This window comes from Nonomuraea sp. NBC_00507 (assembly GCF_036013525.1).
Classification (GTDB): domain Bacteria; phylum Actinomycetota; class Actinomycetes; order Streptosporangiales; family Streptosporangiaceae; genus Nonomuraea.
Window position 1 is genome coordinate 9,683,831 of sequence record NZ_CP107853.1, and the last position, 25,366, is coordinate 9,709,196.

Below are 25,366 nucleotides of genomic sequence, written 5' to 3' on the forward strand. Positions count from 1 at the left end.
GGCATCACTTCGGGATGGCCGCGGCCACCAGGCGGGCGGCGGCGATGGCCGTCTCCTTGTCCGCCGGCTTCGAGGCCGGCACGTCCTCGCGATGCCAGACCACTTCGCCCAGCAGGTTACTCGTCCGGAAGAGGACGATGCTGTCGGATCGTCCGCTTTCCGCGGAGTTCAGATAGAAAGTGAACGAGTTCTGGATGAACGCCGACTCCCCCGCGCCCTTGACGTCGGTGACGTCCCCCCGGTTCTCTCTCTCGTGCGTGCCCTCCGCGGCGGCGCGCGTGACCTTCTCGCTGGCGAAACGCCGCTCGGCCACCCGAGGGCCGCCGAGGTCGCCGTCGGGACGCTCCGCCCAGACCCGCACGATGAGGCGGCGTTGGGGCTTGTCGCGAATGACCCACTCGCACTCGCCCGGCCTGCTCGCACCGCGCTTGGGCGTGCCCTTCACGAGCCGGGCGGCCTGGGCGTCGCTCACGAGCTTGCACGGGTCGGGCGCCTGGGCGAATCTGCCGGTCTCCGGCTCGACGCGGAGCGCGGCGGCGGCGTACCAGCCGCCCGCGCCCAGCGTCACGACGGCGGCGAGCACAGCGACGGCCGGCCACCAGCGGCGGCGCCGGGGTGCCGTGGCGGCGGGCTGGGCGCGCAGCGCCTGGCGAATCTGCGGCGCGGTGGGCCGCACGGCGGGGTCCTTGGCGAGCATGGCCATCAGCAGGCCGCCCAGGTGGCGGCCCGCCCGCATCGGGAAGGGCGGCTCGTGGAGCAGCACCGCCGCCGCCACCGCGGCCGGCAGGTCCCGCTCGAACGGCGCCCGGCCCTCCACTGCGGTGTACAGGCTCGCGCCGAGCGACCACAGGTCGGACGCCGGGCCCGAAGGCTGCTCGTTGAGCCGCTCCGGGGCCATGTAGCCGGGCGAGCCGCCGCTGCCGAACTGGCCCCGCCCGCCCATCGGGGCCGCGATGCCGAAGTCGGTGAGCATGGCCGAGCCGTCGGAGTCGAGCAGGATGTTCGCCGGCTTGACGTCCTGGTGCAGCATGCCATGCGCGTGCGCGACCTCCAGCGCCGAGAGCACCTGCAGCCCCACCTGGGCCACGAACTCGGGCGGCAGCGGCCCCCGCTCCTTGATCAGCTTGTCGAGCGAACGGCCGGTGACCAGGTCCATGATGATCCACGGCTGGTCGCCTTCGAGCACCACGTCGTGGACCAGGACGATGGCCGGGTCGCGCAGCCGCCCCGCCGACCTGGCCTCGTGGATGGCCCGGTCGGTGAACTGCGCGCGCTCGGCCGGGTTGAGCCCCTCCGGCACGCGCACCTGCTTGACGGCGACCTGCCGGTCCAGGATCTCGTCGATGGCCCGCCACACGGTGCCCGCGCCGCCCTGTCCGAGCCGCTCGATCAGCCGGTAACGGCCTGCCAGCAGGTAGAGGTCATGCGGCATGGCGCAACGCCTGCTCGCTCGCCTGTGCCGCTTTCAGGGCCGACTGCTTGATGTCCTCGTCGGTGGGCCGGTCGGCGATGGTGGCGTATTCGACGCTCACCACGAGGTTGGCCAGCCGGTAGTAGACGTGGGCCGAGAGCATCCGCCCGGTGGGGCCCGTCAGCTCGAAGGCGAACGCCTCCTCCCCCACGCCGGTGATCTGGCGCACCGGCGTGCGTTTGACCGTCATGGAGTCCTTCACCCCGATCTCCGGCCATTTCCACTGCAGCTGGTCGAACTTCGACCAGTGGCGCTTTTGGTTCTGAAACAGCCTGCGGGCGCTGGCCGGGGTCATCGACCAGGGGTCCACCGTGTCGGAGTCCTTCTGCACCTGCAGGCCCACGCCGGTGCGGGAGATCGGCCAGCCGCACTTGGGGCCCACGCTGTCGGCGCCCGGCTGGCCCTTGGGCGGGCTCTGCGTGCGCAGGAGCAGGCCGGCCTCCTCCTGGTTGATCAGCGTGCACACGTCCATCGGCGCGGTGAACGCCGCCGGCGCCCCGCTGTCCATGCTCCTCAGCACGAAGAAGCCGCCGGCCGCCACGACCACGACGGCGGCCGCCGTGGCGATCCACGCCACGGCCCGGCCGCGCTTCCTGACCGGACTGGGCGCGGTCGTCTCCTGGCCGGCCGGCACATGGGGCAGCGGGCCGCCGGCGGCGACCTGCCTGAGCGCGGGCACGATCATCCGCGGGTCCGGCCGGGCCTCCGGGTGCTGCGCCATCAGGGCGCTGATCAGCGGCCCCAGCGGGCCGGGCGCGACCGGCGGCGGCTGCGTCAGCGTGTCGCGTACGCGCTGGGCCGCCGACCCCTCGTAGGCGGCGGCGCCCGTCACCGCGGTGTAGAGCGTGGCCCCGAGCGACCACAGATCGCTGGCCGGGCCTCCGGGGTGGCCCTCCAGCCGCTCGGGCGCGATGAACCCGGGCGAACCGATCATCAGCCCCTGCTCGGTGAGCGTGGCCTGGCCTTCCTGCCGGGCGATGCCGAAGTCGGTGAGCACTACCCTGCCGCTCTCGGTCAGGAACACGTTGCCGGGCTTGACGTCGCGATGCTGCATGCCCTGCGCGTGCGCGACGGACAGCGCCTCCAGCACGTCCGCGCCGATCCGCGCGGCGTAGTCGGGCGGCATGGGCCCGAACTCGCGCACGGTGTCGGCGAGCGTGCGGCCCCGCAGCAGCTCCATAACCAGCCACGGCCGCTCGTGCTCGACCACCACGTCGTGCAGGGCCACGATGCCCGGGTGGCGCAGCCTGGCGGTGGCCTGCGCCTCGCGCACGGACCGCTTCACCGAGTCGGCCCGCTCCTTGGGCGACATGCCCTCGGGCAGCATGAGCTCCTTGACCGCGACGTCGCGGTCAAGCATCTCGTCCCTGGCCAGCCACACCGTTCCCATGCCACCAGCGCCGAGAGGGCGCTGGAGTGCGTAGCGGCCGGCAAGTCTTCCCGTGGACACAAAGGGAAGGGTAACTAATGATCAAGGGGGTTGGTTATTCGATCCTGTCGGTCGGTCTCTCTATGGTCTTGGTTCGTGGACGCGGTACAAGGCACTCTCGACGAACTCGGCACTCCGCTCAACGAGGTCACGTTCGTCGTGTTCGACCTGGAGACGACCGGCGGCGCCCCCAATGAGGACGCCATCACCGAGATCGGGGCGGTCAAGGTGCGGGCGGGCGAGGTGCTGGGCGAGTTCTCCACGCTGATCGATCCCGGGGGGCCGATACCGCCGTTCATCTCCGTGCTGACCGGGATCACCGACGCCATGGTCATGGCCGCGCCGCGGATCGAGGCGGTGCTGCCGAGCTTCCTGGAGTTCATCCGCGGGGCCGTGCTGGTGGCGCACAACGCCGGGTTCGACACCCGTTTCCTCAAGGCGGCCTGTGCCGCGCACGGCTATCCCCCGCCCGCCAACCCGGTCGTCGACACCGTGGACCTGGCGCGGCGCGTGCTGACCCGCGACGAGACGCCCAACGCCAAGCTGGCCACGCTCGCCAGATTCTTCCGCAGCCCGGTCGAGCCGTGCCACCGGGCCCTGCAGGACGCCAGGGCCACCGTGGACGTGCTGCACGGGCTGATCGGGCGGGCCGGCTCGTTCCAGGTGCACACGCTGGAGGAGCTGAAGTCGTTCGTCCGCGCCCCCACGCCCGAGCAGCAGCGCAAGCGGCACCTGGCCGAGTCCGTGCCGCACGCGCCCGGCGTCTACCTCTTCGAGGACGAGCGGGGCGAGGTCCTCTACATCGGCAAGAGCACCAACCTGCGCAACCGCGTGCGCTCCTACTTCACCGCCAGCGAGACCCGGCCGCGCATCCGCGAGATGATCGGCATCGCCGAGCGGGTGCGCCACATCGTCTGCTCCACCTCCCTGGAGGCCGAGGTCAGGGAGCTGCGCCTGATCGGCGGCGCCAAGCCCCGCTACAACCGGCGTTCCCGCTTCCCCGAGAAGGTTCTCTGGCTCAAGCTCACCGCCGAGCCCTTTCCCCGCCTGTCGATCGTGCGCGAACTGAAGGACGACGAGGCCACCTACCTCGGCCCGTTCACCAGTGCCCGGCTGGCCGACGACGCCCGCATCGCGCTGCACGAGGCCGTGCCACTACGCCAGTGCACCCAGCCGATCAGCCTGCGCACCCGGCGCGCGGCCTGTGTGCTGCACGAGATGGACCGCTGCGGCGCGCCGTGCGAGGGCCGGGAGAGCCCGGAGGAATACGCCGTCCACGTCGAGAGCGCCCGCCGCGCCATGACGCTCGACGCCACGCCCGTCTTCACCGCCGTTCAGGCCCGCATGGAGCGCCTGTCGGTCGAGCAGCGCTACGAGGAGGCGTCCGTGGACCGCGACCGGCTGGCCGCGTTCGTCCGCACGGCGGCCCGCATGCAGCGGCTGAGCTCCCTCACCCGCATCCCGCAACTGGTCGCCGCCAGCCCGGCGTTCGGCGGCGGCTGGGACGTCCACGTCGTCAGATACGGCAGGCTCGCCGCCGCCGGTGTCCTGCAGAAGGGCGTTCACCCCACCCCTTTCGTGGCCTCCCTGACGGCTACGGCCGAGGTCGTCATCCCCGGTCCTGGCCCGGTCCACGCCGCCAGCGCCGAGGAGACCGAGTGCATCCTGCGCTGGCTGGAATCGCCGGGCGTGCGACTGGTGGAGGTGGACGGCGTGTGGAGCCTGCCCGCCCGGGGCGCCGCCCGCCACAAGGCCCGCATCGACCTCGCCTACCGCCATCTCGACCAGGGACGTGGCCGCGAGGGGCGGCCTTTGCGGTAACCCGCTAGAGTTGCTCCATGGTCACGGCTATCGTCCACATCAACGCCGAGGTAGACCGGATCACGGAGGTCGCCGAGACGATCGCCGAGATCGACGGCGTCAGCGAGGTCTACTCCATCACCGGCGAATACGACCTCCTTGCCATGGTCCGCGTCCCGGCCTATGAACAAATCGCCGAGGTCGTCCCAGGAAAGATCAACAAGGTCCAGGGCGTCCTGCACACGGAAACGCACATCGCCTTCCGCGCCTTCAGCAAACACGACCTGGACGCGGCCTTCTCCATCGGCTTCCCGGAAGCCGACTGACCGCCTGCCTCCTCCTGGTGCCGCATTGACCACGGAGCAGGCCCAGAATGCGCTCCGTCACGGCGAGCAACCCGTGAGCCTTCACGACCGGCCATGACGGACGGCAAGGGTTTACGGCGTGTGCGGTGACGCTGGGCGACCGTAAAAATGAAAGACACCGGCCCCGGCGGAAAGATCCGTCCGGGGCCGGTGTCATCAGCGGGCCGGTGTCATCGGGTGAGCGTGTGATCCTCGCCGCCGCTGATGGCGGCGTGCTCTTCTTCGTGCTCGTGGCCCTCGTCCAGCGGGATCTTCTCCCCGCCGTACGCCTTGGACATGCGTGCGCGCAGCTTGCCGAGCGGCCCGCGCATGCCCTTGGGCGGGATGCCGGCGGTGTCCTCGGCCACCGGCAGCATCAGCACCGGCTCCTTGCCGCGCACGTGCGCCTCGATGTCGTCCGCCGGCGGCGTGTGGACCTCGATGAACTCACCGTGCGGCAGCCGCTTGATCACGCCGGACTCCACGCCGTGCGAGACGACGGCGGCGTCCTGGCGCTGCAGGCCGAGGCAGATGCGGTAGGTGATCAGGTAGGCCAGCGCCGGCGCCACGAAGATCAGGAACCGGCCGGCGTACGTCGTCCAGTTGAGGCTGATGTGGAAGTTCGCCGAGATCTCGTCGTTGGCGCCGAGCAGCCAGAGGACGCCGTAGAACGTCATGGCCGAGAAGCCGATCGAGGTGCGGTGCGGGTTGTTGCGCGGCCGGTCCGCGATGTGGTGCTCGCGGTTGTCGCCCGTCACCCAGCGTTCCAGGAACGGATAGAGCGCCAGACCGGTCATGATGATGCCCATCGGCACCAGCGCCGGGATGATCACGCTCAGCGGCAACGTGCCCGCGTGGGTCGTGCCGAAGAGGTTGATCTCCCACGGCGGCATGATGCGCAGCGCGCCCTCCAGGAAGCCCATGTACCAGTCGGGCTGCGAGCCGGCCGACACGTCCGCCGGTGTGTAGGGGCCGAACAGCCAGATCGGGTTGATCTGGGCGAAGGTCGCCAGGCCCGCGATCACACCGAGGGTGAACAGGAAGTAGGCGCCCGCCTTGGCCATGAAGGCCGGGTAGAACGGCGCGCCCACCACGTTCTGGTTGGTGCGGCTCTTGCCGGGCATCTGGGTGTGCTTCTGCACCCACATGAGCACCATGTGAGCCGAGATCAACGCCAGGAGGATGCCCGGGATGAGCAGGATGTGCAGCGAGTAGAACCGGGCGATGATGTCCTCACCCGGGTATTCCCCACCGAACAGGAAGAATGTGAGGAACGTGCCGATGAGCGGCAGCGAGATCGCCACGCCCTCGGTGATCCGCAGACCGGCGCCGGACAGCAGGTCGTCTGGCAGGGAGTAGCCGGTCAGACCCTCGAGCAGCGCCAGCGTCAGCAGCAGCACGCCGATGATCCAGTTGAGCTCGCGCGGCTTGCGGTAGGCGCCGGTGAAGAACACCCGCAGCATGTGCACGGTCATGCCGGCCACGAAGAGCAGGGCCGCCCAGTGGTGCATCTGCCGCATGAGCAGACCACCCCGGACTTCGAAGCTGATCTCCATGGTCGAGGCGTAGGCCGCGGACATCCCCACGCCCTTGAGCGGCTCATAGACGCCGTCATAGATGACGTGCTCCATGCTGGGCTTGAACCAGAACGTCAGGAACGTGCCGGTCAGCAGCAGGATGATGAACGAGTAGAGCGCGATCTCACCCAGCAGGAACGACCAGTGGTCCGGGAAGATCTTGCGCAGGTTGCGCTTGAGGAAGTTGGCCCCGCCGAGCCGGTCGTCGAGGAAGGTCGACGGACCGGAGATCGCCTTGGGAACCGTCTTCAGTTCGGTGGTCATGCCTGGCCTCCCTGCTCCCGGGCCGCCTTCTCGGCGTCACCGCGCTCCCAGTAGCTGGGACCGACGGGCACGTCGAAATCGCCCTGAGCGATGAGGTAGCCCTGCTCGTCCACGGCGATCGGCAGCTGCGGCAGCGGCCGCGCGGCCGGGCCGAAGATGACCTTGGCGCCGTCCGCGGCGTCGAACGTCGACTGGTGGCACGGGCAGAGGATGTGGTGGGTGTTCTGCTCGTAGAGCGCCGCCGGGCAGCCCACGTGGGTGCAGATCTTGGAGTAGGCGACGATGCCGTCGTGCGTCCAGTTTTTCCGCACCCCGGACTTGAGCTCCTCCGGGCGGAACTTGATGAGAATGAGCGTGGCCTTGGCGAGGGCGTTGAGGTCGTGCTCGTAGCCCTCGGGGACCACCGACAGGATGCCGCCGGGCGAGTTGAAGTCGGCGGCCCTGATCGGCTGTCCGGTGCCCTCGACGACGAGCTTGAGCGGCTTGCCTTCCTTGTTCTTCTCGCCCCAGACGGTGTGGCGCAGCTCCTCGTTGAACTTGGAGCCCGGCATCTTCGAGTTGTCCAGGTCGCGCAGCAGCACCAGCGGCACCAGGCCGAGCGGCGCCGCCGCCAGCAGCAGCGTGCGGCGCAGCAGCTTGCGCTTGACGAAGCCGCTCTCGTTGGCGCCCTGGACGAAGGTGTCGGCCACGACCTCGCGGTCGGGCTCGTCGGAGGCCATCGCGTGGCGCTCCTGGATCAGCGAGTATTTCGGCATGATCTGGCGGACCCAGACCACGATGCCGACCGCCAGGCCCAGGATCGCGATCGTCAGCGTGCTGCCCAGCGCCAGGTTGGACGTCCCGGTCGCCTCCGGGCTGCCCACCTGGAACACCACATAGGAGACGATGAACGCGACGGACGCGAGGAAGGTGATCGTGAAGCAGAGCGCCACGATCTTCTCCGCCTTGCGGGCCTTGGCCTCGTCCTGCAGCGTCACGCCGGGGACCTCTTCGGCGGCGGGCTCCGCCGCTTCCACGGTGCCGAGCATCGAGGTGCCCGGCGCGGGGGTGCCGATGACGCGCTTGGGTACGCGTTCGTCCGGCTGCTCGATCTCGTGCTCGTTGTCTGTCATGACTTCTGTCGCTTCTTCGCGGTGATCCAGATGGCGGCGAGTGCCAGGGCGCTGAGTCCTACAACAAACGCTACGAGACCTTCGGTGACCGGGCCAATACGCCCGAGGCCGAAACCTCCCGGGTCCTTCTGCGAACGCACCTGGGTGATGTAGGCGATCATGTCGCGCTTCTCTTCCGGCGTGATCGTCGTGTCGTTGAACACCGGCATGGCCTGCGGGCCCGTGACCATCGCCTCGTAGATCTGCGTGGGGGACGCCTCATTGAGGTTGGGGGCGTACTTGCCCTGGGTCAGGGCGCCACCGGCGCCGACCCAGTTGTGGCACTGGATGCAGTTGGCGCGGAACAGCTCGCCGCCCCGGCCGGCGTCGCCGAGCTTCGCGTCGACCTGCTCGGCTCCGGGAACCTGCGGGCCGCCGCCGAGCGACTGCACGTAGGCCGCGATCTGGCGGGTCGTCGTCTCGTTGACCCAGGACGCCGGAGGCTTGCGCGGGACCTGAGGGGCGGGCGCGCCCGCGGGCATGCGGCCGGTGCTCATCTGGAAGTCGACGGCCGCGGCGCCGACGCCGATGAGCGTGGGGGCCTTGTCGCTGATCCCCTCGGCGTTCATGCCATGGCAGCTCGAACAATGCTGGACGAACAGGCTCTTGCCCTCGGCCACGTCATCGACCTTGCCTGCCGCGAGTGCCGCGTCGGCAGGCTTACCCGCCTGGACAAAGGCGGCGTATACCATCCCGACCAGCGCCAGCGCCAAAATCAGGACGGCGTATCTCGCGAGGGGATGCCGCCGCCAAGCGGTGATCCTAGTCACTAGAGATCCCGTTCCTTAACGAATGATGTAGATGGTCGCGAAAAGACCGATCCAGACGACGTCGACGAAGTGCCAGTAGTAGGACACGACGATCGCGCTGGTGGCCTGCTCATGCGTGAAGCGCTTCGCGGCGTACGTGCGTCCCAGCATGAACAGGAACGCGATCAGGCCACCGGTCACGTGCAGGCCATGGAAGCCCGTCGTCAGGTAGAACACCGAGGTGTAGGCGTTGGCGGACAGGGTCGCGCCCTCAGACGCCAGCTTGGAGTACTCGAACAGCTGGCCCGCGATGAAGACCGCGCCCATGAGGAAGCTGACGATGTACCAGAAGCGGAGCCTGCTGACCTGCCCCTTCTCTGCGGCCCACACGCCGAGCTGGCACGTCACACTCGACAGCACCAGGATGATCGTGTTGACCGTTGCGAACGGGATGTCCAGGTGAGCGACGCCCTCGGCGGCTTGCGCGCCTGCGGGAAGTAGCGCGGGGCTCCATTCGAGACCCTTGCCCTCGCTCACCGACCGGATGGTGAAGTACATCGCGAACAGCGCCGCGAAGAACATGAGCTCAGAGGACAGCCACACGATCGTCCCGACGCTGACCAGATTGGGTCTGCGGTACGACGGTGCTGTCGTCGTCGAAGTTATTGCGGATGCTGTCGCCACGGGCAGCATTATTGCGGCTCCAGTAGCCGGTCCCGCGCACGACCCCCCGTTAGCAGGTACAAACCGGCCACCAACCTGGGATAATTGCCGCAAAACGCCCCCAACGGGCGGCAACCTGGGTTTGCACCCCGGCACACCGGTACGATCCAGGGTGACCCTACCGCTACGACCGATAGTGAGCGCGACAGTGACGTCATCTGGGAGCACCGACGACACGATGAAGGTTCTCGTTTACAGCGACGACGCCGCCACGAGGGCCGAGGTGATCCAGGCCATCGGCAGACGGCCCGCGGCGGACGTGCCTTTCGTCGAGATCGTGGAGTGCGCCACCGAGCCCAAGGTCCACCAGTGGCTGGGCTCGGGCGAGATCGACGTGGCCGTCCTCGACGGCGAGACGCAGCCCGCGGGCGGCATGGGCGTCTCGCGCCAGGCCAAGGACGAGGTCTATGACTGCCCGCCCATCTGCCTGATCATCGCCCGGCGCGACGACCGGTGGCTGGCCGAGTGGTCCAAGGCCGACGCCGTGGTGTCGCAGCCGCTGGAGCCCATGGTCGTGGCCGACACGGTGGCCGACCTGATGCGCCGCCGTTCCTCCACCCGACTCAACGCTAAGTAGGTGCCCATGGACTCCCGGACGACCTGGCCTGCCCTGCTCTCCGCTCTCCTGGCCGGAGAGCATCTGACATCAGACGAGACGGCCTGGGCGATGCGGGAGATCATGTCCGGCTCCGCGACGCCGTCTCAGATCGCGGGCTTCGTGATCGCCTTGCGCGCCAAGGGTGAGACGGTGTCCGAGGTGGTGGGCCTGGCCCGCACCATGCTCGACCTGGCCACGCCGCTCAGCGTGGAGGGCCGGGTGGTCGACATCGTCGGCACCGGAGGTGACCGCGCCCACACCGTCAACGTCTCGACGATGGCGGCCATCGTCGTCGCCGCGACCGGCGCGCGCGTGGTCAAGCACGGCAACCGCGCCGCCTCCTCCTCGTGCGGCGCCGCCGACGTCCTGGAGCACCTGGGCATCCGCCTCGATCTCACGCCCGAGCAGACGGCGCAGGTGGCGCAGGACGCCGGCATCGCGTTCTGCTTCGCCCCCGTCTACCACCCCGCGCTGCGCTTCGCCGGGCCGACGCGCAAGGAGATCGGCGTACCCACGATCTTCAACTTCCTCGGCCCGCTCACCAATCCGGCCCGCCCGGCGGCCCAGGCCATCGGCGTCTTCGACGCCAGGATGCTGCCCGTGCTCGCGGGCGTCTTCGCCGAGCGCGGGGTGTCCGCCCTGGTGTTCCGCGGTGACGACGGCCTGGACGAGCTGACCATTTCCAGCACCTCGACGGTGTGGGTGGTCAAGGACGGCACCGCCACGCAGACGACGTTCGACCCCGCGGCCCTCGGCATCCCGCGCGCCGACGCGGGCGCCCTGCGCGGCGGCGATGTGGCGTTCAACTCCCAGGCCGTGCACGACCTGCTGCGCGGCAAGACCGGGCCGGTGCGCGACGCGGTGCTGCTCAACGCAGCCGCCGCGCTGGTGGCCTACGACGGCCCCGGCGACGATCTCGACTCCGCCATGACCGAGGGCTATGCCCGCGCGGCGCAGGCCGTGGACTCCGGCGCCGCCGCGGCCCTCCTGGACCGGTGGGTGGAGGTCAGCCGCTCCTTGCGTCCCGCCTGACGGCGGGGCTCCCGGGCACGGAGCTGCCGGGTCCTCAAGGCATCGCCTGAGGCGGTGCCAGTGCCGACCGGCTACGACAGGCTGATCGTGGGGCCCGCCTTGAGCGAGCTCCACTTCAGCCATTGCCGCCAGTTCTCCTGCCAGTGCCCCCACCCGTTCGTGGGCTCCAGCTTCCGCGGCGACCCGGTAATGATGATCGGGTCGCCGATGAGGGTGTTCTTGATGAACCACTTGGCGTTGTCCGGGCTGATGTTCACGCATCCATGGCTGACGTTCGAGTTGCCCTGCGAGCCGACCGACCAGGGCGCGCTGTGCACGTACTCGCCGCTGTTGGAGATGCGCACGGTGTTGTAGACCGTCAGCCGGTAGTAGCCGGCCTGGCCGGGCCCGATCCCGGGGGAGGTCATGACGGTGACGGGCTCGCGCGACATCGCCAGGTGGATGCCCGAGGTCGTGTAGTACTTCCACTGCCCGCCCTGGCCGGCGCTCATCGGCATGGTGCGGACCTTCTTGCCGTCGCGGCGGACCGTGAGCACGTGCTCATCGGTGCTCCCCTTGGTGATCTGCGATCGGCCGATCTTGAAGTTGAGCGTGACGTCGCGCTTGCCGTACATGGCCGGTCCCCCGCGCACCCCCGCCAGCCGCGCCTCCACCCGCACTCGGGTACGGGCGGGCCAGTACTTCTGTGGCCGGAAGTCGACGTGCTGGTCGTCGAACCAGTGCCAGGCGCCCTCCACCGGCTTGGAGCTGCGGACGGTGAGGTTGCGCTCGATGGACACCCGGTCGGTGACCGGCTTGTCGAAGGCGATCATGATGGGCATGCCGACGCCGACCGTCAGCCCGGTGTCGTCCTTGTTCGGGGTGATCGTCTCGATGTCGAACGTCTCTTTGCCCTTGACCGTTGTGAACGTGCTGCTGGTCGTGGTCTGCTTGCCCGCGGCGTCCTCGGTGACGGCGGTGACCGTGTAGGCGGTGCCGGGGCGGGCGGTGCCGATGCTGCGCCAGCGAGTGCCGTCACCGCTCAGCATCCCCTTGAGGGCGGACTTGCCACCGTCCACCCGTACGCTCCTGAGCTTGCCGCTGTTGGCCGCCACGACCACAGGCTGGTCGGTGGACACGTCCTTGGTCTTGTCCTGAGGAGAGAACGACACCGCGGGACCCCGCGCGCCGCCGACCATGGCGATGGGCGCCGGGTCGTTCGCCGAGCACGCGGTCACCAGCACCAAAACCAGAAGACCGGCGGATCCATACGTTACGCGCTCCACGGTGACTCCCTCGCCCAAGATCGAACCGCTTCTGCCTCCTTTATTACCCTGAGTGCTCGAATCACCACATCCGGCCACTGGTAAAGAACCTGAAAAAGCGGGCGTCCTCCCCCAAGGAAGGACACCCGCTCCGGTTTCGCTCAGCTTTCGCTCAGTGCGAGAAGTTGCCCCGGTAGTACTGGAACACGAACCCGATCATGGCCATGAGGATCAGGAAGACCCCGATCAGGAACATCCAGAAGCCGAACACGAACCCGGCGAAGGCGAAGGCCGCCGCCAGGCACACGAATAGCGGCCACCAGCTGCTCGGGCTGAAGAACCCGATCTCACCGGCTCCCTCGCTGATGTCGGCCTGCTTGTTGTCCTCCGGCTGCGGGCCGATGCGCCGCGCGGTGAACATCAGGTAGTAGCCCACCATGAACGCGAACCCGACCGAGATGGCCATGGCCGTGGTGCCGACCGGCTCACCCTGGCCGGTGGCGGCCTTGGTCCAGAACCAGTAGGCGACGTCGACGCCGGCGAAGAACAGGCCGCACGCGAGGAAAAGCCACCCTTGAATCCTCATCAGGCCTCCACCTCCTGGACGGGCTTGGCGGACACGTGCGGATAGTGCAGGTCGAACGCAGGGCGCTCGGACCGGATGCGCGGCAGCGAGGTGAAGTTGTGCCGCGGCGGCGGGCAGGAGGTCGCCCACTCGAGCGAGCCGCCGTAACCCCACGGGTCGTCGACCGTGACCTTGGGCGCGCTGCGCCACGTCTTCCAGACGTTGTAGAAGAACGGCAGCGTGGACAGGCCCAGGACGAATGCGCCCACCGACGACAGCATGTTGAGGTCGGTGAAGCCGTCGGCCGCACTGTAGTCGGCGTAGCGGCGCGGGAAGCCCGCCATGCCGAGCCAGTGCTGCACCAGGAACGTGGTGTGGAAGCCGATGAACAGCAGCCAGAAGTGAACCTTGCCCAGCTTGTCGTCGAGCATCCTGCCGGTGAACTTGGGCCACCAGAAGTAGAACCCGGCGAACATGGCGAACACGACGGTGCCGAAGACCACGTAGTGGAAGTGGGCGACGACGAAGTAGGTGTCGCTGATGTGGAAGTCGAGCGGCGGCGAGGCCAGGATGACACCCGTCAGACCGCCCAGGAGGAAGGTGATGAGGAAGCCGACGGCGAACAACATCGGCGACTCGAAGCTCAGATGCCCTCGCCACATGGTGCCGACCCAGTTGAAGAACTTCACACCTGTCGGTATCGCGATGAGGAACGTCATGAACGAGAAGAACGGCAACAACACCTGCCCGGTCGGGAACATGTGGTGCGCCCAGACCGTGATGGACAGACCGGCGATCGAGATCGTCGCGACCACGAGGCTGATGTAGCCGAAGATCGGCTTGCGGCTGAAGACCGGCAGCACCTCGGTCACGATGCCGAAGAACGGCAGCGCGATGATGTAGACCTCGGGATGGCCGAAGAACCAGAACAGGTGCTGCCAGAGCAGCGCGCCGCCGTTCTCCGGGTCGAAGATGTGGGTGCCGAGCTTGCGGTCGGCCTCCAAGGCCAGCAGCGCGGCGGCCAGCACCGGGAAGGCCATCAGCACGAGCATGCTGGTGAGCAGGATGTTCCAGGTGAAGATCGGCATGCGGAACATGGTCATGCCGGGGGCGCGCATGCAGATGATCGTGGTGATGAAGTTCACCGAGCCGAGGATCGTACCCAGACCGGACAGGGCCAGACCCATGATCCACAGGTCGCCGCCGATGCCGGGCGAGTTGATCGCGTTCGACAGCGGCGTGTAGGCGAACCAGCCGAACGACGCGGCGCCGCCCGGGGTGAAGAAGCCGGACACGGCGATGATGCTGCCGAACAGGTAGAGCCAGTAGCTCACCATGTTGAGGCGCGGGAACGCCACGTCGGGGGCGCCGATCTGCAGCGGCATCAGCTCATTGGCGAAGCCGGCGAACAGCGGCGTCGCGAACATCAGCAGCATGATCGTGCCGTGCATGGTGAACAGCTGGTTGAACTGCTCGTTGCTGGTGAACTGCAGCCCCGGCTGCGCCAGCTCCGCCCGCATGATCAGCGCCATGACGCCGCCGATCAGGAAGAAGATGAACGACGTGATCAGGTAAAGGTGCCCGATGATCTTGTGGTCGGTGGAGGACAGCCACTTGGCGATCACCTGGCCCTTGGTGGTGGGCCGCCCGACCGGCGCGCGAAGTGGTTCTTGAATGGCGGTCACTGGGCACTCCCAGCCTGTGTAGCGATGTACTGGTTCCACTCGGTGTCGTTGACGAGCTTCACCGAGAAGAGCATCTTGCTGTGGTCGACACCGCACAGCTCGGCGCAGCGGCCCGCGTAGACACCCGGCTTGTCAAGTGTCTTGATCTCGAACTTGCGGCCCGGGTTGCCCTCCGGGATGCCGGGGATCACGTCACGCTTGAACAGGAACGCCGGCACCCAGAACGAGTGGATGACGTCGTCCGTCGACAGGTCGAACTCGACCGTCTTGTTCACGGGCAGGACAAGCTGGGGGCCCTGCCTGTAGTCGTTCACCGGCAGGCCGGCGACGGGCTGCAGCGTCTTGCCGCCGACATTCGTGGTGAAGCGCCAGCTCCACTGGAAGGCCTCGACCTTGACCCGCACATCCGGGTTGTTCGACATGCGGGTCAGGTATTCGCTGTCGCGGGCGGTGAAAAAGAAGAACACCGACACCATGACCAGCGGAATCAAGGTGTAAAGCATCTCGATCGGCAGGTTGTAGCGGACCTGCGGCGGGAGATCGGCCTTCGCCTTGCGCTTGCGGTGGAAAATGGCCGCCCACACGATCAGGACGATCACGACGGCGCCCGTGGCGAGTGCGGCGATCCAGGCCCCGTTCCACAGAGTCTGGATCGGGCCACCCTGCTCGGTGATGTGTTCGGGAAGAAGGCCGCGAGACCAGTCGGCCTCGGGGACGTCATTAGCACACGCCGTAGCAGTGGCCAGCAGCAACGCCAAAGCGGCGGCGCGTGGCACCCTGCGCCGGGCCAACGAACGCCGCGTCGTACGGCGAGTCGGACTCACGGATCGCCTACCCCACAGATGAAGCCCAAGAGTCTTCCCTTGGGCGCTCGTATTACTGTTCTGATCAATGCACAACTGACAAGCAGACACATTAGCGTGCAGGTGCCTTGCCCCACCGCGCGACCCCTCGATGGCCCCGCAAGTGGGACGATGAGTCTCGTGGCGTATTTCGACGCGGCTTCGAGCGAGCCGCTCCACCCGCAGGCGCGTGAGGCGCTGCTGGCGGCGATCGACGTCGGCTGGGCCGATCCCGCGAGACTCTATGGCCAGGCCCGCCGTGCGCATCTGCTGCTGGAGCAGGCCCGCACGGAGGTGGCCGAGGCGCTCGGCGCGCGCCCGGACGAGGTGTCGTTCACCTCTTCCGGCACGCAGGCCGTGCATCTCGGCGTGCTCGGCACCCTACACGGCAGGCGCAGGGCCGGGCGCCATCTGGTGACGAGCGCGGTCGAGCACTCCAGCGTGCTGCACGCCGGCGGCGTGCACGAACGCGACGGGGGCACGGTGGAGACGGTGGGAGTGGATCTGACCGGCCGGGTGGACCTCGACGCGTTCGCCGAGGCCGTGGCGCGGCCCGGCACCGCGCTGGCCTGCCTGCAGACGGCCAACCACGAGGTCGGCACCCTGCAGCCGGTGGCGGAGGCGGCCGCGGCGTGCCGGGCGCACGGCGTTCCGCTCCTGGTGGACGCGGCGCAGACGGCCGGCCGGATGCCGATGCCGCCCGGCTGGGCGGTGCTCACCGCCAGCGCACACAAGTGGGGTGGCCCGGCCGGGGTGGGCGTGCTGGTGGTGCGCAAGGGCACCCGGTTCCGCTCGTTCCTGCCGGAGGACGAGCGGGAGCGGCGGCGGGTGCCGGGCTTCGAGAACGTGCCCGGCATCGTGGCCGCGGCGGCCGCCCTGCGCGCGATGAGCGCGGAGGCCGCGCAGGAGCAGGCGCGGATCTCCGAACTCGTCGGAAAGATCAGGGAGACGGTGCCGAAGATCGTCCCGGACGTGGAGGTGATCGGCGACCCCGAGGAGCGGGCGCCGCACATCGTGACCTTCTCGTGCCTCTATGTCGACGGCGAGGCCCTGCTCACCGAGCTGGACAAGGCGGGATTCGCCGTATCGTCCGGAAGTTCGTGCACCGCTAGTACGCTTCGTCCATCGCACGTTCTTGAAGCGATGGGCGTGCTGACGCATGGGAATGTCCGGGTGTCGCTGCCCAGGGGCGTCTCCGCGGCGGAGGTCGACAGGTTCCTCGCCGTGCTGCCCGAGATGGTGCGCCGCATCCGCCAGGACGCAGGAGTCGCATGACCGAGGTTACTCAGCCGGCTTTGACGATCGACGCACTCGGGAAGAAGTGCCCGATCCCGATCATCATGCTCGCCGAGCAGATCAACTACGTCCCGCTGAACGCCGTGGTGGCCGTGCTGGCCGACGATCCGGCGGCCTATACGGACGTGCCGGCGTGGTGCAGGTTGAAGTCGCATCGCCATGTCGGCTCGTACGAGCTGCCGGAGGGCGGCTGGGCCATCCACGTCAGACGCAACTACTGAGGCCCCGCCCCGGCACGTAGGCCGAGGACGGGGCGGTCTGAAGCGCGCCTCTTGGCGCCGACTCAGGCGTGGTGGCAGCTCGGAGTCGGCTCAGGGGTGGTAGCAGCGCACGTGCTCGGCGATCTCCGCGGCCGCCTCGGCGCCATACGCGGCGGTGAACCGCTCGAGGAAGCCCTGCTGCCCGAGCTCGTATTCCTGCCCGCCGACCCGCTCCAGCACGTGCGTGGCGGTGAGGTTGCCGATCTGCCCGCACCGCTCCAGCGGCAGCGCCCAGGCCAGCCCGGACATGAACCCGGCCCGGAAGGCGTCACCGACGCCCGTGGGGTCGGCCTTGCCCAGCTCGGGAGCGGGCGCGACCTGGATGGACGGCTCGCCCTTGCGGTCGATGACGGCGCCCTTGGGCCCCAGCGTGGTGACCCGCACGCCGACCCGGCCCAGGATCTCCTCATCCGACCAGCCGGTCTTCTGCTCGATGAGCCCCTTCTCGTAGTCGTTGGAGAAGAGATAGGCGGCGCCGTCGACGAGCTGGCGGATCTGCTCGTCCTCCATGCGGGCCAGCTGCTGGGAGATGTCGGCGGCGAAGGGGATGCCGCGCTGACGGCACTCGTCGGTGTGCCGCAACATCGCGTCGGGGTCGTTGGGGCTGATGAGCACCAGGTCGAGGCCGCCGACGCGGTCGACGACGGGCTGCAGCTCGATGAGCCGGGCCTCGGCCATGGCGCCGGTGTAGAACGAGGCGATCTGGTTGTGGTGCTCGTCAGTGGTGCACAGGAAACGCGCGGTGTGCTGGGTCTCGGAGATGTGCACGGAGCCGCAGTCCACGCCGTGGCGCTCCAGCCAGGACCGGTAGTCGGCGAAGTCGTTGCCGACGGCTCCCACGAGAATCGGCTTCAGGCCGAGGCAGCCCATGCCGAATGCGATGTTCGCGGCGCACCCGCCGCGACGAATCTGCAGATCGTCGACCAGGAACGAGAGTGACACCCGGTCGAGCTGCTCGGCGATGAGCTGATCGCCGAAGCTTCCTGGGAAGGTCATCAGGTGGTCTGTCGCGATGGAGCCGGTGACGGCGATGCGCACGGGATTCTTCTTCCTCGTTGTCAGCAGGCCAATGAGCCCCACGAGAATACGCGAAGGTCCCGCGCGCACAAAGGCGAACGGGACCTCGCGGCCGACCTTCGACCAGTGGCCGACGACTAGTTGAACGAGTCGCCACAGGCGCAGGAGCCGGTGGCGTTCGGGTTGTCGATGGTGAAGCCCTGCTTCTCGATGGTGTCGACGAAGTCGATGCTGGCGCCCATCAGGTAAGGAGCGCTCATCCGGTCGGTGACCACGCTGACGCCGCCGAAGTCCGTCACCACGTCGCCGTCCATCGAACGATCGTCGAAGAAGAGCTGGTAGCGCAGGCCGGAGCAACCACCCGGCTGCACGGCGACCCGCAGCTGCAGACCCTCTTCACCCTGCTGCTCCAGCAGGCTCTTGACCTTGGCGGCGGCCGCGTCAGTCAGGATCAGACCCTGCGTCGTGGTCTCGCTGCTCTCAACCGTCATCTGCTGACTCCCTAACCCGGCTGTCTGTTTTCGACGTCCTACCAATGACGCTACCAACACCTGGACGATGCCACACATTCCCGGGCCGCCCGCCGACCGTCCAGCCCCGGAATAACCATGGATGCCCGTGTGTCATCATGAGTATCGTCACTTCGACGATAAGGGGGTATGGCCATGGCCACCCAGACTGGGCTGCCGCTCTTCGTTCTCGGCCGGAACGCCGATCCGCACAGCGAGAAGGGGGTCGACTGCCCCGGCGAGCTGCCACCCGCTTCCGACCCCGGCCTGGTGGAACGTGCCCGCAAGGCCAAGGAGGCGCTCGGCGAACGCCTGTTCGTGCTCGGCCACCACTACCAGCGCGACGAGGTCATCCAGTTCGCCGATGTGACGGGCGACTCGTTCAAGCTCGCCCAGCAGGCCGCGGCACGGCCGGAGGCGGAGTACATCGTCTTCTGCGGCGTGCACTTCATGGCCGAGTCGGCCGACATCCTCACCGGCGATGACCAAAAGGTAATACTTCCGGATATGGCGGCCGGGTGCTCGATGGCCGACATGGCCACGTTCGACCAGGTCGAGGAGTGCTGGGAAGCCCTGGAGGACGCCGGCCTGGCCGATCAGGTGATCCCGGTCACATACATGAACTCCAGCGCCGACATCAAGGCCTTCTGCGGCCGCAACGGCGGCGCCGTCTGCACCTCCTCCAACGCCCGCCGGGCCCTGGATTGGGCGTTCGAGCAGGGCCAGAAGGTGCTGTTCCTGCCCGACCAGCACCTGGGCCGCAACACGGCGGTGCTGGACATGGGCATGTCCCTGGACGACTGCGTGGTGTGGAACCCCCACCGCCCGAACGGCGGCCTCACCCAGGAGCAGCTGGAGCGGGCCAGGATGATCCTGTGGCGCGGCCACTGCTCGGTGCACGGCCGCTTCACGGCCGACTCGGTGGACGACGTACGCGCCCGCATCCCCGGCGTGAACGTCCTCGTGCACCCGGAGTGCCGCCACGAGGTCGTGCTCAAGGCCGATTACGTGGGCTCGACGGAATACATCATCAAGAAGCTGGAGGCGGCCCCCGCCGGCTCGAGCTGGGCGATCGGCACCGAACTCAACCTGGTCAAGCGCCTGGCCCAGATGTTCCCCGACAAGAACGTCTCGTTCCTGGACCGGACGGTCTGCTACTGCTCCACGATGAACAGGATCGACCTCCCCCATTTGGTGTGGGCCCTGGAATCGCTGGTTCTGGGTGAGGTCGTGAACCAGATCACGGTGGACGAGGACACGACGCACTGGGCCAGGGTCGCCCTGGACCGCATGCTCGCCCTCCCATAGGCCGATTTATCCCCATATCCCCCGCCCAACCGCATGGACCTCCGCAGGGGACGCGCTACGCGCGACTGGGCTCCGGGCTCCTCTCACGGGGGAGCCCGGCTCCCCCGCCGAGACGTCGACTCCAGGAGATCCGATACGGCGCGGCGACGGACGCCCCTGTGTTTGAGAGCCACTGAAATTCCAGCCACCGGCCGCACGGCCGAGATCATGATCGCCGAAGCCCGCAAGGCGTTCTGGGTGATGGTCGGGTTCCTGGCTGTCATCTGGGTCGTGCAGATCGTCAGCTGGGCATCGGGCTATGCGCTGAGCTATGAGTTCGGCGTACAGGCATGGAACCCCGCGAGCCTGCCCGACATCGTGGCCAGCGGCCTCGGCGCCTGGTTCACTTCTCAGCCGATGAGCGTCGGCGCGGGCGCGAGCGGCGTCGTCTTCGGGTACTTCGGCTACGTACTGGTGCGCGGCGCGTTCGACCGGCATCTCATCGACATCGTGGTCGGCGTGGTCATGGCGCTGTGCTTCGCCTATCAGTTCGCCGGATTGCTGCCCCAGGAGGGCATCGGCTGGCAGGCTCACTTGTTCGGCTTCCTCGGGGGTCTGCTGGGCGGCTGGTTGTTCCGCGACCGCGGCCGCCCCCGGCCCGCAACGGCGTCCCCTGACCCGAACTCTCGGGCCACGCTACTGAAGGAATTGGACGATCTCGGGCTCTGACGGCGCGCGGGACACTAGCTGGTGAAGGCCCTACAGGTTCCCAAACAGCGAGAACATGACGTAGCCAACCGAGCCGACAAGCAGGCACACCGCACCGAGGGCCGCGCCCGCCGCAACTGCGAAGATTCGCACGTCACGAGGTCGCCCTGCCGAGACCGCTCGCCCCACAGCCATGCCAGCGGCAGGAAGAGCCACGGCCGCGATGCCGCCTCCCTTGATCAGCTCCGTGGTTAGCCACTCCAACTTCCAGAGGCTTCACGCCAACAGCCCGTAGCCGGTGAGGACCGCCACACATACGACGCTGAAGCCGAAAGCGGCAAACAGACGGGTGCCCTGATCAGGGAAGGACGTCTTGGCGCAGATGATCGCATGTCATCGCAACTGCTGTCCTGAGGCTAGATAGTGCGTGGTCAGGTGTTGGCGGCCAGGAATGGCAGCACTTGGGGAAGCACGTCCCCGGACTTGTCCCAGCCCTCCTTGTGATCGGCATCGGGCAAGGAGAAGAAGGCCGCAACACCGGTGCGGTCGGCGAAGGTGCGCATCGGGTCGTGCCAGGGATCCGCCGTGCCCGCATACAGCATCATGGGCACGCCGGAGGCGGCGAGCTCGGCGTGCAGGCCAGCCTCGCGGGAGAACGCCTCGTAGTTGGCGCGGAAGGCGCCGAGGTCGCCGGAGCCGATCAGAGCGGCCTGGTAAGGGTCGGTGGCGGCGCCCTGCTTGATCAGGGTATAGGGGTCGGTGTCGGCGGGCAGGGCCAATTGCCGCAGTGTGGGCTCGATGGCCGAGCGGAAGCCGCCGATGGGGTCCCAGGCGCCGGCCACCAGGCAAGTCAGGCGGTCCGGGGCGAGCGCCGCGACCGCGTAACCGGTCATTGCGCCCAGGGAGTAGCCCCAGAACGCGGCACGGTCGGCGCCCACGTCGTCGAGCACGGCCGTCACGTACGCGACACGCCGTTCCAGCGCGTACGCCTCGACCTCGCGCGGCGCGTCGCCGGCGCCCAGTCCCGGAGGGTCGATGGCGATCACCGTGTAGGCGGGCGTCAGGGACGACGTGTAACCGCTATGGGTCCAATGTGCCCCGTCCTGAAACATCCCGGGGTGGAGCACCAGCGGCGGGCCGTCCCCCGAAACCTCGTAGGAGATCTTGAAACCGTTGCTGCGTGCGATGGGCACACATCCTCCAAAGGGCTTGTACGCAGGAACGTTACGACTTGTAACGGGACCCATCGTGGAGCATGATCGGACGGACCGGAAGGAGGCACTTTCTTGTCGCAACGGAACACCGGGGTAACGGACCAGCTCGCGGCCGGGAGCGAGGCGGGCGGTCCCGACGACGAATGTCCCTTGCCCGAGGTGCTGGCCTTGATCGGCGGCAAGTGGAGTGCCCAGGTGCTGGTGGAACTGGGCGACGGCCCGCGCAGGTTCACCCAGCTGGAGCGGGCCATCCCGGGGATCAGCCGCCGCATGCTGACGGTGAGCCTGCGCGACCTGGAACGCAACGGGCTCGTCACGCGCACCGTCTATCCGGACGCGCCGCCACGCGTCGAGTACGCCACCACGCCGTTGATCGAGGACATCCGCGAGCCGTTGGAGGCGCTCACGGCCTGGGCCCGCCGTGCCGCGCCGGTCATCACGGCGGCCCGCCGGGAGTACGACAACCGTCAGTGAGCGGGCCGCACGCCCATCACAGCCGGTCTGTCAGGAACGCGCTCACCGCCGTACGGAAGCCGTCCGGGTCATCGGCCCAGGGCACGTGGCCGGCCTGTGGAAGGACCACACGGGACACGCGGGCCAGCGCCCGCCGTGGTGCACTCGCTCCATCGATCCACTCTCCAGCGTCTGGACTGGTGTCTTCGGCAGTATGTCGGCTCACGATCCCGCAGAATGTCAGTCCAATGGCTCAACTATGTCGGTTTGGAAAGCCGTGAAATGTCGGTGCTCCCTCCGTAGAATGTCGGTTCTACAGATGGGGGAGCTCGTGGAGCTGGTGCCGAGACACATCGTCGATCATGCGGTCGAGTTCCTGGCGGCCTTCAGAGTGGTGATCATCAACGGGCCTCGCCAGTCCGGGAAGACCACACTCCTGCGGCAACTTGAGGCCTGTCGTGGCGGCACGTACCTGACATTGGACGATGGCACGCTACGCGCCGCCGCGCATGCCGATCCGGAGGTGTTCGTAGCCGACGGGCCCAAGCCGATGATGATCGATGAGATCCAACGTGGCGGTGACGACCTTGTGCTCGCGATCAAATCGGCCGTGGACCGCTCGGCGGAACGCGGGCAGTTCGTGCTCGCAGGCTCGACCAGGTTTCTTGCGACTCCGTCGCTGAGCGAATCTCTGGCCGGACGTGCGAGCATCATTGAAGTCTGGCCCTTCGCGCAACAGGAGCTCTCGGGCGGCGGCACATCCTTTCTCGAGAGAGCATTCCAGGAGCCGGAGTCCTTCAGGACGACGACACCGAGTTCGTGCGACAGGGAGGACTACTTCGATCTCATCGCCCGGGGCTTCTACCCCGAAGTCATGGCGATGCGGTCGGAGCTCGCCCGCGGCGAGTGGTACAGGGCCTACGTGCAGTCCATCATCGACACCGACATTCGAGAGATGGCGAAGATCGATGAGCCCAGCAACCTCCGGCAACTTTTGAGACTTGTCGCCGCCTCCACCGCTCAGGAGCTCAACGTCGTCAAGACCGCCGGCGATCTCGGGCTCCACCGCACCACGGTCAGTCGCTACCTCGGCCTGCTGGAAACCGTTTTCCTCGTGCAGTCGCTGCCTGCCTGGTCGCGCAATCTCAACGCCAGGGCCGTACGGCGTCCCAAGGTGCACATCACCGACACCGGGCTGGCCGCGCACTTGCTGTCGGTGGACGCTGAAGGGTTGTCAGCACGCGTGGCGCCCGCCCGTGGGGCGCTCGTGGAGACCTTCATCGCCAATGAGCTGGCCAAGCAAGCGACATGGGCGCCGTACCGGATGAATCTTTTTCACTGGCGTATCAGTCAGGGTGCCGAGGTCGACCTAGTGATCGAGCGGACCAACGGCCGGGTGGTCGGCGTGGAGGCCAAATCCACCGATGCCGTGGACCTCAAGGACTTCAAGGGCTTGACGACCCTCAGGGACGCTCTCGGCGATCAATTCGTCCACGGATTCGTGCTCTACACCGGGAAGCGCTCACTCGCCTTCGGCGACCGGCTGACCGCGCTGCCGATCAGCGCCCTGTGGGACCGCTAGGAGGGACGCGCGGGCTCGATCGCGGCGGCGGTACTTGCCGGGCTGCCGTTCCCCGCAGCGGAGTTCGACTCGCTGATCTGGGAGCTGGAGGAGCGGCTGGCGCGCGAGCGCAGCGAGGAGTTCAGCGAGCGGTTCCCGCTCTGGGACCTGCTGTGGGGCCGCTACTACCTGGAGTTCCTCGTCTTCGATCTCATGCCGAGCCTGGACGAGACCGGCCTCCTGGCCGGATTGGAGCACAAGCCATGATGCGAAACGCCCTGTACATCGGGCGCGAATGGAACGTCGAGCATGACCGGCGGGCGCAGGTGAGCGACGCCGAGCTCAGGTACGCCGTGCTGGGAGAGGGCGAGCCCGTGCTGAGCATCGAGGGCGGCGCCCAGCACGCCCGCGAACTGCTCGATCACCTGGGCATCGAGAAGGCGCACATCATGGCCTTCTCCTTCGGCGGGGTGATCGCCTTCCAGTTCCTGCTGTCCTACCCCGAGCGGGCGCACAGCGCGATCCTGCTGGAGCCGTACCTGCCGCGCGAGGAGCCGGACACGATCACCGCCAACGTCGACGCCTTCATGAACGCGATGAAGCTGTACGAGACGGGCGACAAGCTGGGCGCGGCCCAGCTGTACATGGAGGCGGTGTGCGGGCCGAGCTTCCTGCCCGCCGTCGAGATGACGGGGCCGCTCGACGTGTGGGACCGCGTCGAGCAGTGCGTCGACACGACCTTCGCCGACTTCCCGGCGATCTCGCAGTGGGGCTTCAAGCCGTCAGACGCAGCGGTTCCTCATGAACTGGCTGCCGCAGGCCGAGCGGGCCGGCATCCCCAACGCCACGCACGGGATGTAGAGCATGAACCCGGTGGCCGTGGGCGAGGCCGCCCACGCGTTCCTCAAGCGCCACCCCATGTGAGGTGGCACACCCACCCGTGCCCCGTCCGGCGTCCCGCCGGGCGGGGTTCGGCGCCTCCTAGGCGAAGTCGTAGCCGACTTCGACGGTGACCGTGAGGGTCTGGCGGCCGGGGCTGATCGAGGCGCTGGTGTCGGCTGCCGCCGCGGCCAGGGTCATCAGCGGCTGGGGGCCGCCCTTGACGTCCTCGCTCACCGAGACGACCCGGCCCAGCGGGCGGCCGGCCAGCTCGGCGTATTGCGCGGCCTTGGCGGCGGCGTCGCGGAACGCTCTGGTCCTGGCCTCCCGCAGCACGTCGGCGGGGCTCGACAGCTCGAAGGCCACGCCGTTGAGCCTGGCCTCCTCGCCGACCCCGGCCACCGTGTCGATGACGCGATCGGCCCGGGTCAGGTCGCGCACCACGACCTCCACGCCTTGAGCCGCGCGGTAGGCGGCCACCTTCGGGTAGGTCTCGTATTCCGGTCCCAGCGACAGCTCGACCGTCCGTACGTCCTCCGCGGCGATCCCCGCCTGGCGCAGCGCGTCCGCGAGGCGGGCGGCGGCGGCGCGGACGGCGGTGAAGGAATCCGCGGCCGACGCCCTGCGCACCTCGACGCCCGCGTGCAGGCGCAGGATGTCGGGCGCGGCCAGCACGCTGCCCTCGCCGATGACGGTGATGTCCACGCC

The 25,366-nt window shown here is 68.2% G+C and carries 25 protein-coding genes; 11 read left to right on the forward strand and 14 right to left on the reverse strand.

Features of this window, described 5'->3' with window-relative positions:
- Positions 1 to 4 precede the first annotated feature (4 nt).
- Together OHA25_RS46660 and OHA25_RS46665 are read right to left on the reverse strand one after the other, a co-directional pair.
- Positions 5 to 1,432 (reverse strand): serine/threonine-protein kinase, encoded by a 1,428-nt coding sequence (locus OHA25_RS46660; RefSeq protein ID WP_327583283.1) that lies wholly within the window; start codon positions 1,430 to 1,432, stop codon positions 5 to 7.
- Entirely contained in the window at positions 1,422 to 2,921 is a 1,500-nt protein-coding gene (locus OHA25_RS46665) for a serine/threonine-protein kinase (RefSeq protein WP_327583284.1), read from the reverse strand. Before OHA25_RS46665 ends, OHA25_RS46660 begins: the two co-directional genes overlap by 11 nt.
- 75 nt (positions 2,922 to 2,996) lie before the next feature.
- Between OHA25_RS46665 and OHA25_RS46670 the strand changes: the two genes are divergently transcribed.
- Together OHA25_RS46670 and OHA25_RS46675 are read left to right on the forward strand one after the other, a co-directional pair.
- Entirely contained in the window at positions 2,997 to 4,721 is a 1,725-nt protein-coding gene (locus OHA25_RS46670) for a DEDD exonuclease domain-containing protein (RefSeq protein ID WP_327583285.1), read from the forward strand.
- A 17-nt stretch (positions 4,722 to 4,738) separates the two neighbouring features.
- Entirely contained in the window at positions 4,739 to 5,026 is a 288-nt protein-coding gene (locus OHA25_RS46675; protein ID WP_305919884.1) for an Lrp/AsnC family transcriptional regulator, read from the forward strand.
- A 209-nt stretch (positions 5,027 to 5,235) separates the two neighbouring features.
- Here OHA25_RS46675 and qcrB read toward each other — a convergent pair whose 3' ends face one another.
- The 4 genes from qcrB to ctaE are packed head-to-tail and all read right to left on the reverse strand — an operon-like array spanning position 5,236 to position 9,478.
- On the reverse strand, positions 5,236 to 6,885 hold the full coding sequence (qcrB, locus tag OHA25_RS46680; RefSeq protein ID WP_327583286.1) for a cytochrome bc1 complex cytochrome b subunit: 1,650 nt from the start codon (positions 6,883 to 6,885) through the stop codon (positions 5,236 to 5,238).
- Entirely contained in the window at positions 6,882 to 7,997 is a 1,116-nt protein-coding gene (gene qcrA / locus OHA25_RS46685) for a cytochrome bc1 complex Rieske iron-sulfur subunit (RefSeq protein WP_327583287.1), read from the reverse strand. Before qcrA ends, qcrB begins: the two co-directional genes overlap by 4 nt.
- Entirely contained in the window at positions 7,994 to 8,806 is an 813-nt protein-coding gene (gene qcrC, locus OHA25_RS46690; RefSeq protein WP_327583288.1) for a cytochrome bc1 complex diheme cytochrome c subunit, read from the reverse strand. The genes qcrA and qcrC overlap by 4 nt, the downstream gene beginning before the upstream one ends.
- A gap of 15 nt (positions 8,807 to 8,821) precedes the next feature.
- On the reverse strand, positions 8,822 to 9,478 hold the full coding sequence (ctaE, locus tag OHA25_RS46695) for an aa3-type cytochrome oxidase subunit III (RefSeq protein ID WP_305919880.1): 657 nt from the start codon (positions 9,476 to 9,478) through the stop codon (positions 8,822 to 8,824).
- A gap of 208 nt (positions 9,479 to 9,686) precedes the next feature.
- On the opposite strand from ctaE, the gene OHA25_RS46700 reads away from it, so the two are divergent.
- Positions 9,687 to 10,085: a hypothetical protein gene (locus OHA25_RS46700; protein ID WP_127940564.1), complete on the forward strand. Its 399-nt coding sequence runs from the start codon at positions 9,687 to 9,689 to the stop codon at positions 10,083 to 10,085.
- A gap of 6 nt (positions 10,086 to 10,091) precedes the next feature.
- Positions 10,092 to 11,138 (forward strand): anthranilate phosphoribosyltransferase, encoded by a 1,047-nt coding sequence (trpD, locus tag OHA25_RS46705; protein WP_327583289.1) that lies wholly within the window; start codon positions 10,092 to 10,094, stop codon positions 11,136 to 11,138.
- Between the two features lie 71 nt (positions 11,139 to 11,209).
- On the opposite strand, the gene OHA25_RS46710 is transcribed toward trpD, so the two are convergent.
- The 4 genes from OHA25_RS46710 to ctaC all read right to left on the reverse strand — a co-directional run bounded on the left by OHA25_RS46710 (position 11,210) and on the right by ctaC (position 15,456).
- Positions 11,210 to 12,403, reverse strand: a complete 1,194-nt coding sequence (locus OHA25_RS46710) for a L,D-transpeptidase (RefSeq protein ID WP_327583290.1) — start codon at positions 12,401 to 12,403, stop codon at positions 11,210 to 11,212.
- 151 nt (positions 12,404 to 12,554) lie between these two features.
- Positions 12,555 to 12,968 carry a cytochrome c oxidase subunit 4 gene (locus OHA25_RS46715; RefSeq protein ID WP_305919877.1) on the reverse strand — a complete coding sequence of 138 codons (414 nt, stop codon included), beginning with the start codon at positions 12,966 to 12,968 and terminating at the stop codon, positions 12,555 to 12,557.
- Positions 12,968 to 14,632: an aa3-type cytochrome oxidase subunit I gene (gene ctaD / locus OHA25_RS46720; protein WP_327583291.1), complete on the reverse strand. Its 1,665-nt coding sequence runs from the start codon at positions 14,630 to 14,632 to the stop codon at positions 12,968 to 12,970. The genes OHA25_RS46715 and ctaD overlap by 1 nt, the downstream gene beginning before the upstream one ends.
- Positions 14,629 to 15,456, reverse strand: coding sequence for an aa3-type cytochrome oxidase subunit II (gene ctaC, locus OHA25_RS46725; RefSeq protein WP_305919875.1), 828 nt, complete (start codon positions 15,454 to 15,456; stop codon positions 14,629 to 14,631). The genes ctaD and ctaC overlap by 4 nt, the downstream gene beginning before the upstream one ends.
- 159 nt (positions 15,457 to 15,615) lie before the next feature.
- On the opposite strand from ctaC, the gene OHA25_RS46730 reads away from it, so the two are divergent.
- Both OHA25_RS46730 and OHA25_RS46735 read left to right on the forward strand, forming a co-directional pair.
- On the forward strand, positions 15,616 to 16,749 hold the full coding sequence (locus OHA25_RS46730) for a cysteine desulfurase family protein (RefSeq protein WP_371825850.1): 1,134 nt from the start codon (positions 15,616 to 15,618) through the stop codon (positions 16,747 to 16,749).
- Positions 16,746 to 16,991 carry a sulfurtransferase TusA family protein gene (locus tag OHA25_RS46735; RefSeq protein ID WP_043638353.1) on the forward strand — a complete coding sequence of 82 codons (246 nt, stop codon included), beginning with the start codon at positions 16,746 to 16,748 and terminating at the stop codon, positions 16,989 to 16,991. The genes OHA25_RS46730 and OHA25_RS46735 overlap by 4 nt, the downstream gene beginning before the upstream one ends.
- A 90-nt stretch (positions 16,992 to 17,081) precedes the next feature.
- On the opposite strand, the gene OHA25_RS46740 is transcribed toward OHA25_RS46735, so the two are convergent.
- Together OHA25_RS46740 and erpA are read right to left on the reverse strand one after the other, a co-directional pair.
- Positions 17,082 to 18,068, reverse strand: coding sequence for a carbohydrate kinase family protein (locus OHA25_RS46740; RefSeq protein ID WP_327583292.1), 987 nt, complete (start codon positions 18,066 to 18,068; stop codon positions 17,082 to 17,084).
- 116 nt (positions 18,069 to 18,184) lie between these two features.
- Positions 18,185 to 18,538 (reverse strand): iron-sulfur cluster insertion protein ErpA, encoded by a 354-nt coding sequence (gene erpA / locus OHA25_RS46745; RefSeq protein ID WP_049566397.1) that lies wholly within the window; start codon positions 18,536 to 18,538, stop codon positions 18,185 to 18,187.
- 168 nt (positions 18,539 to 18,706) lie between these two features.
- Between erpA and nadA the strand changes: the two genes are divergently transcribed.
- Both nadA and OHA25_RS46755 read left to right on the forward strand, forming a co-directional pair.
- Positions 18,707 to 19,864 carry a quinolinate synthase NadA gene (gene nadA, locus OHA25_RS46750; RefSeq protein WP_327583293.1) on the forward strand — a complete coding sequence of 386 codons (1,158 nt, stop codon included), beginning with the start codon at positions 18,707 to 18,709 and terminating at the stop codon, positions 19,862 to 19,864.
- A 207-nt stretch (positions 19,865 to 20,071) separates the two neighbouring features.
- Positions 20,072 to 20,572 carry a rhomboid family intramembrane serine protease gene (locus OHA25_RS46755; RefSeq protein ID WP_327583294.1) on the forward strand — a complete coding sequence of 167 codons (501 nt, stop codon included), beginning with the start codon at positions 20,072 to 20,074 and terminating at the stop codon, positions 20,570 to 20,572.
- 410 nt (positions 20,573 to 20,982) lie between these two features.
- Here OHA25_RS46755 and OHA25_RS46760 read toward each other — a convergent pair whose 3' ends face one another.
- On the reverse strand, positions 20,983 to 21,744 hold the full coding sequence (locus tag OHA25_RS46760) for an alpha/beta fold hydrolase (RefSeq protein WP_327583295.1): 762 nt from the start codon (positions 21,742 to 21,744) through the stop codon (positions 20,983 to 20,985).
- Positions 21,745 to 21,837: 93 nt separating this feature from the next.
- On the opposite strand from OHA25_RS46760, the gene OHA25_RS46765 reads away from it, so the two are divergent.
- From OHA25_RS46765 to OHA25_RS46775, 3 genes are all read left to right on the forward strand, one after another.
- On the forward strand, positions 21,838 to 22,239 hold the full coding sequence (locus OHA25_RS46765; protein WP_327583296.1) for a winged helix-turn-helix transcriptional regulator: 402 nt from the start codon (positions 21,838 to 21,840) through the stop codon (positions 22,237 to 22,239).
- Between the two features lie 310 nt (positions 22,240 to 22,549).
- Complete coding sequence (locus OHA25_RS46770; RefSeq protein WP_327583297.1) at positions 22,550 to 23,800, forward strand: ATP-binding protein; 1,251 nt, start codon at positions 22,550 to 22,552, stop codon at positions 23,798 to 23,800.
- A gap of 242 nt (positions 23,801 to 24,042) precedes the next feature.
- Positions 24,043 to 24,792 carry an alpha/beta fold hydrolase gene (locus tag OHA25_RS46775; RefSeq protein ID WP_327583298.1) on the forward strand — a complete coding sequence of 250 codons (750 nt, stop codon included), beginning with the start codon at positions 24,043 to 24,045 and terminating at the stop codon, positions 24,790 to 24,792.
- Here the strand turns inward: OHA25_RS46775 and OHA25_RS46780 are convergent.
- On the reverse strand, positions 24,761 to 25,363 hold the full coding sequence (locus OHA25_RS46780; RefSeq protein WP_327583299.1) for an SIMPL domain-containing protein: 603 nt from the start codon (positions 25,361 to 25,363) through the stop codon (positions 24,761 to 24,763). The two genes, OHA25_RS46775 and OHA25_RS46780, sit on opposite strands and share 32 nt — an antisense overlap.
- Positions 25,364 to 25,366 lie beyond the last annotated feature (3 nt).

What these genes read in the sequence shown, in the direction of transcription:
- OHA25_RS46735 (WP_043638353.1), top strand. Translation starts at nt 16,746, where the DNA reads ATGACCGAGGTTACTCAGCCGGCTTTGACGATCGACGCACTCGGGAAG.
- OHA25_RS46715 (WP_305919877.1), bottom strand. Translation starts at nt 12,968, where the DNA reads ATGAGGATTCAAGGGTGGCTTTTCCTCGCGTGCGGCCTGTTCTTCGCC.
- qcrB (WP_327583286.1), bottom strand. Translation starts at nt 6,885, where the DNA reads ATGACCACCGAACTGAAGACGGTTCCCAAGGCGATCTCCGGTCCGTCG.
- trpD (WP_327583289.1), top strand. Translation starts at nt 10,092, where the DNA reads ATGGACTCCCGGACGACCTGGCCTGCCCTGCTCTCCGCTCTCCTGGCC.
- qcrA (WP_327583287.1), bottom strand. Translation starts at nt 7,997, where the DNA reads ATGACAGACAACGAGCACGAGATCGAGCAGCCGGACGAACGCGTACCC.
- OHA25_RS46755 (WP_327583294.1), top strand. Translation starts at nt 20,072, where the DNA reads ATGATCGCCGAAGCCCGCAAGGCGTTCTGGGTGATGGTCGGGTTCCTG.
- OHA25_RS46660 (WP_327583283.1), bottom strand. Translation starts at nt 1,432, where the DNA reads ATGCCGCATGACCTCTACCTGCTGGCAGGCCGTTACCGGCTGATCGAG.
- OHA25_RS46700 (WP_127940564.1), top strand. Translation starts at nt 9,687, where the DNA reads ATGAAGGTTCTCGTTTACAGCGACGACGCCGCCACGAGGGCCGAGGTG.
- ctaE (WP_305919880.1), bottom strand. Translation starts at nt 9,478, where the DNA reads ATGCTGCCCGTGGCGACAGCATCCGCAATAACTTCGACGACGACAGCA.
- erpA (WP_049566397.1), bottom strand. Translation starts at nt 18,538, where the DNA reads ATGACGGTTGAGAGCAGCGAGACCACGACGCAGGGTCTGATCCTGACT.
- OHA25_RS46675 (WP_305919884.1), top strand. Translation starts at nt 4,739, where the DNA reads ATGGTCACGGCTATCGTCCACATCAACGCCGAGGTAGACCGGATCACG.
- nadA (WP_327583293.1), top strand. Translation starts at nt 18,707, where the DNA reads ATGGCCATGGCCACCCAGACTGGGCTGCCGCTCTTCGTTCTCGGCCGG.
- OHA25_RS46775 (WP_327583298.1), top strand. Translation starts at nt 24,043, where the DNA reads ATGATGCGAAACGCCCTGTACATCGGGCGCGAATGGAACGTCGAGCAT.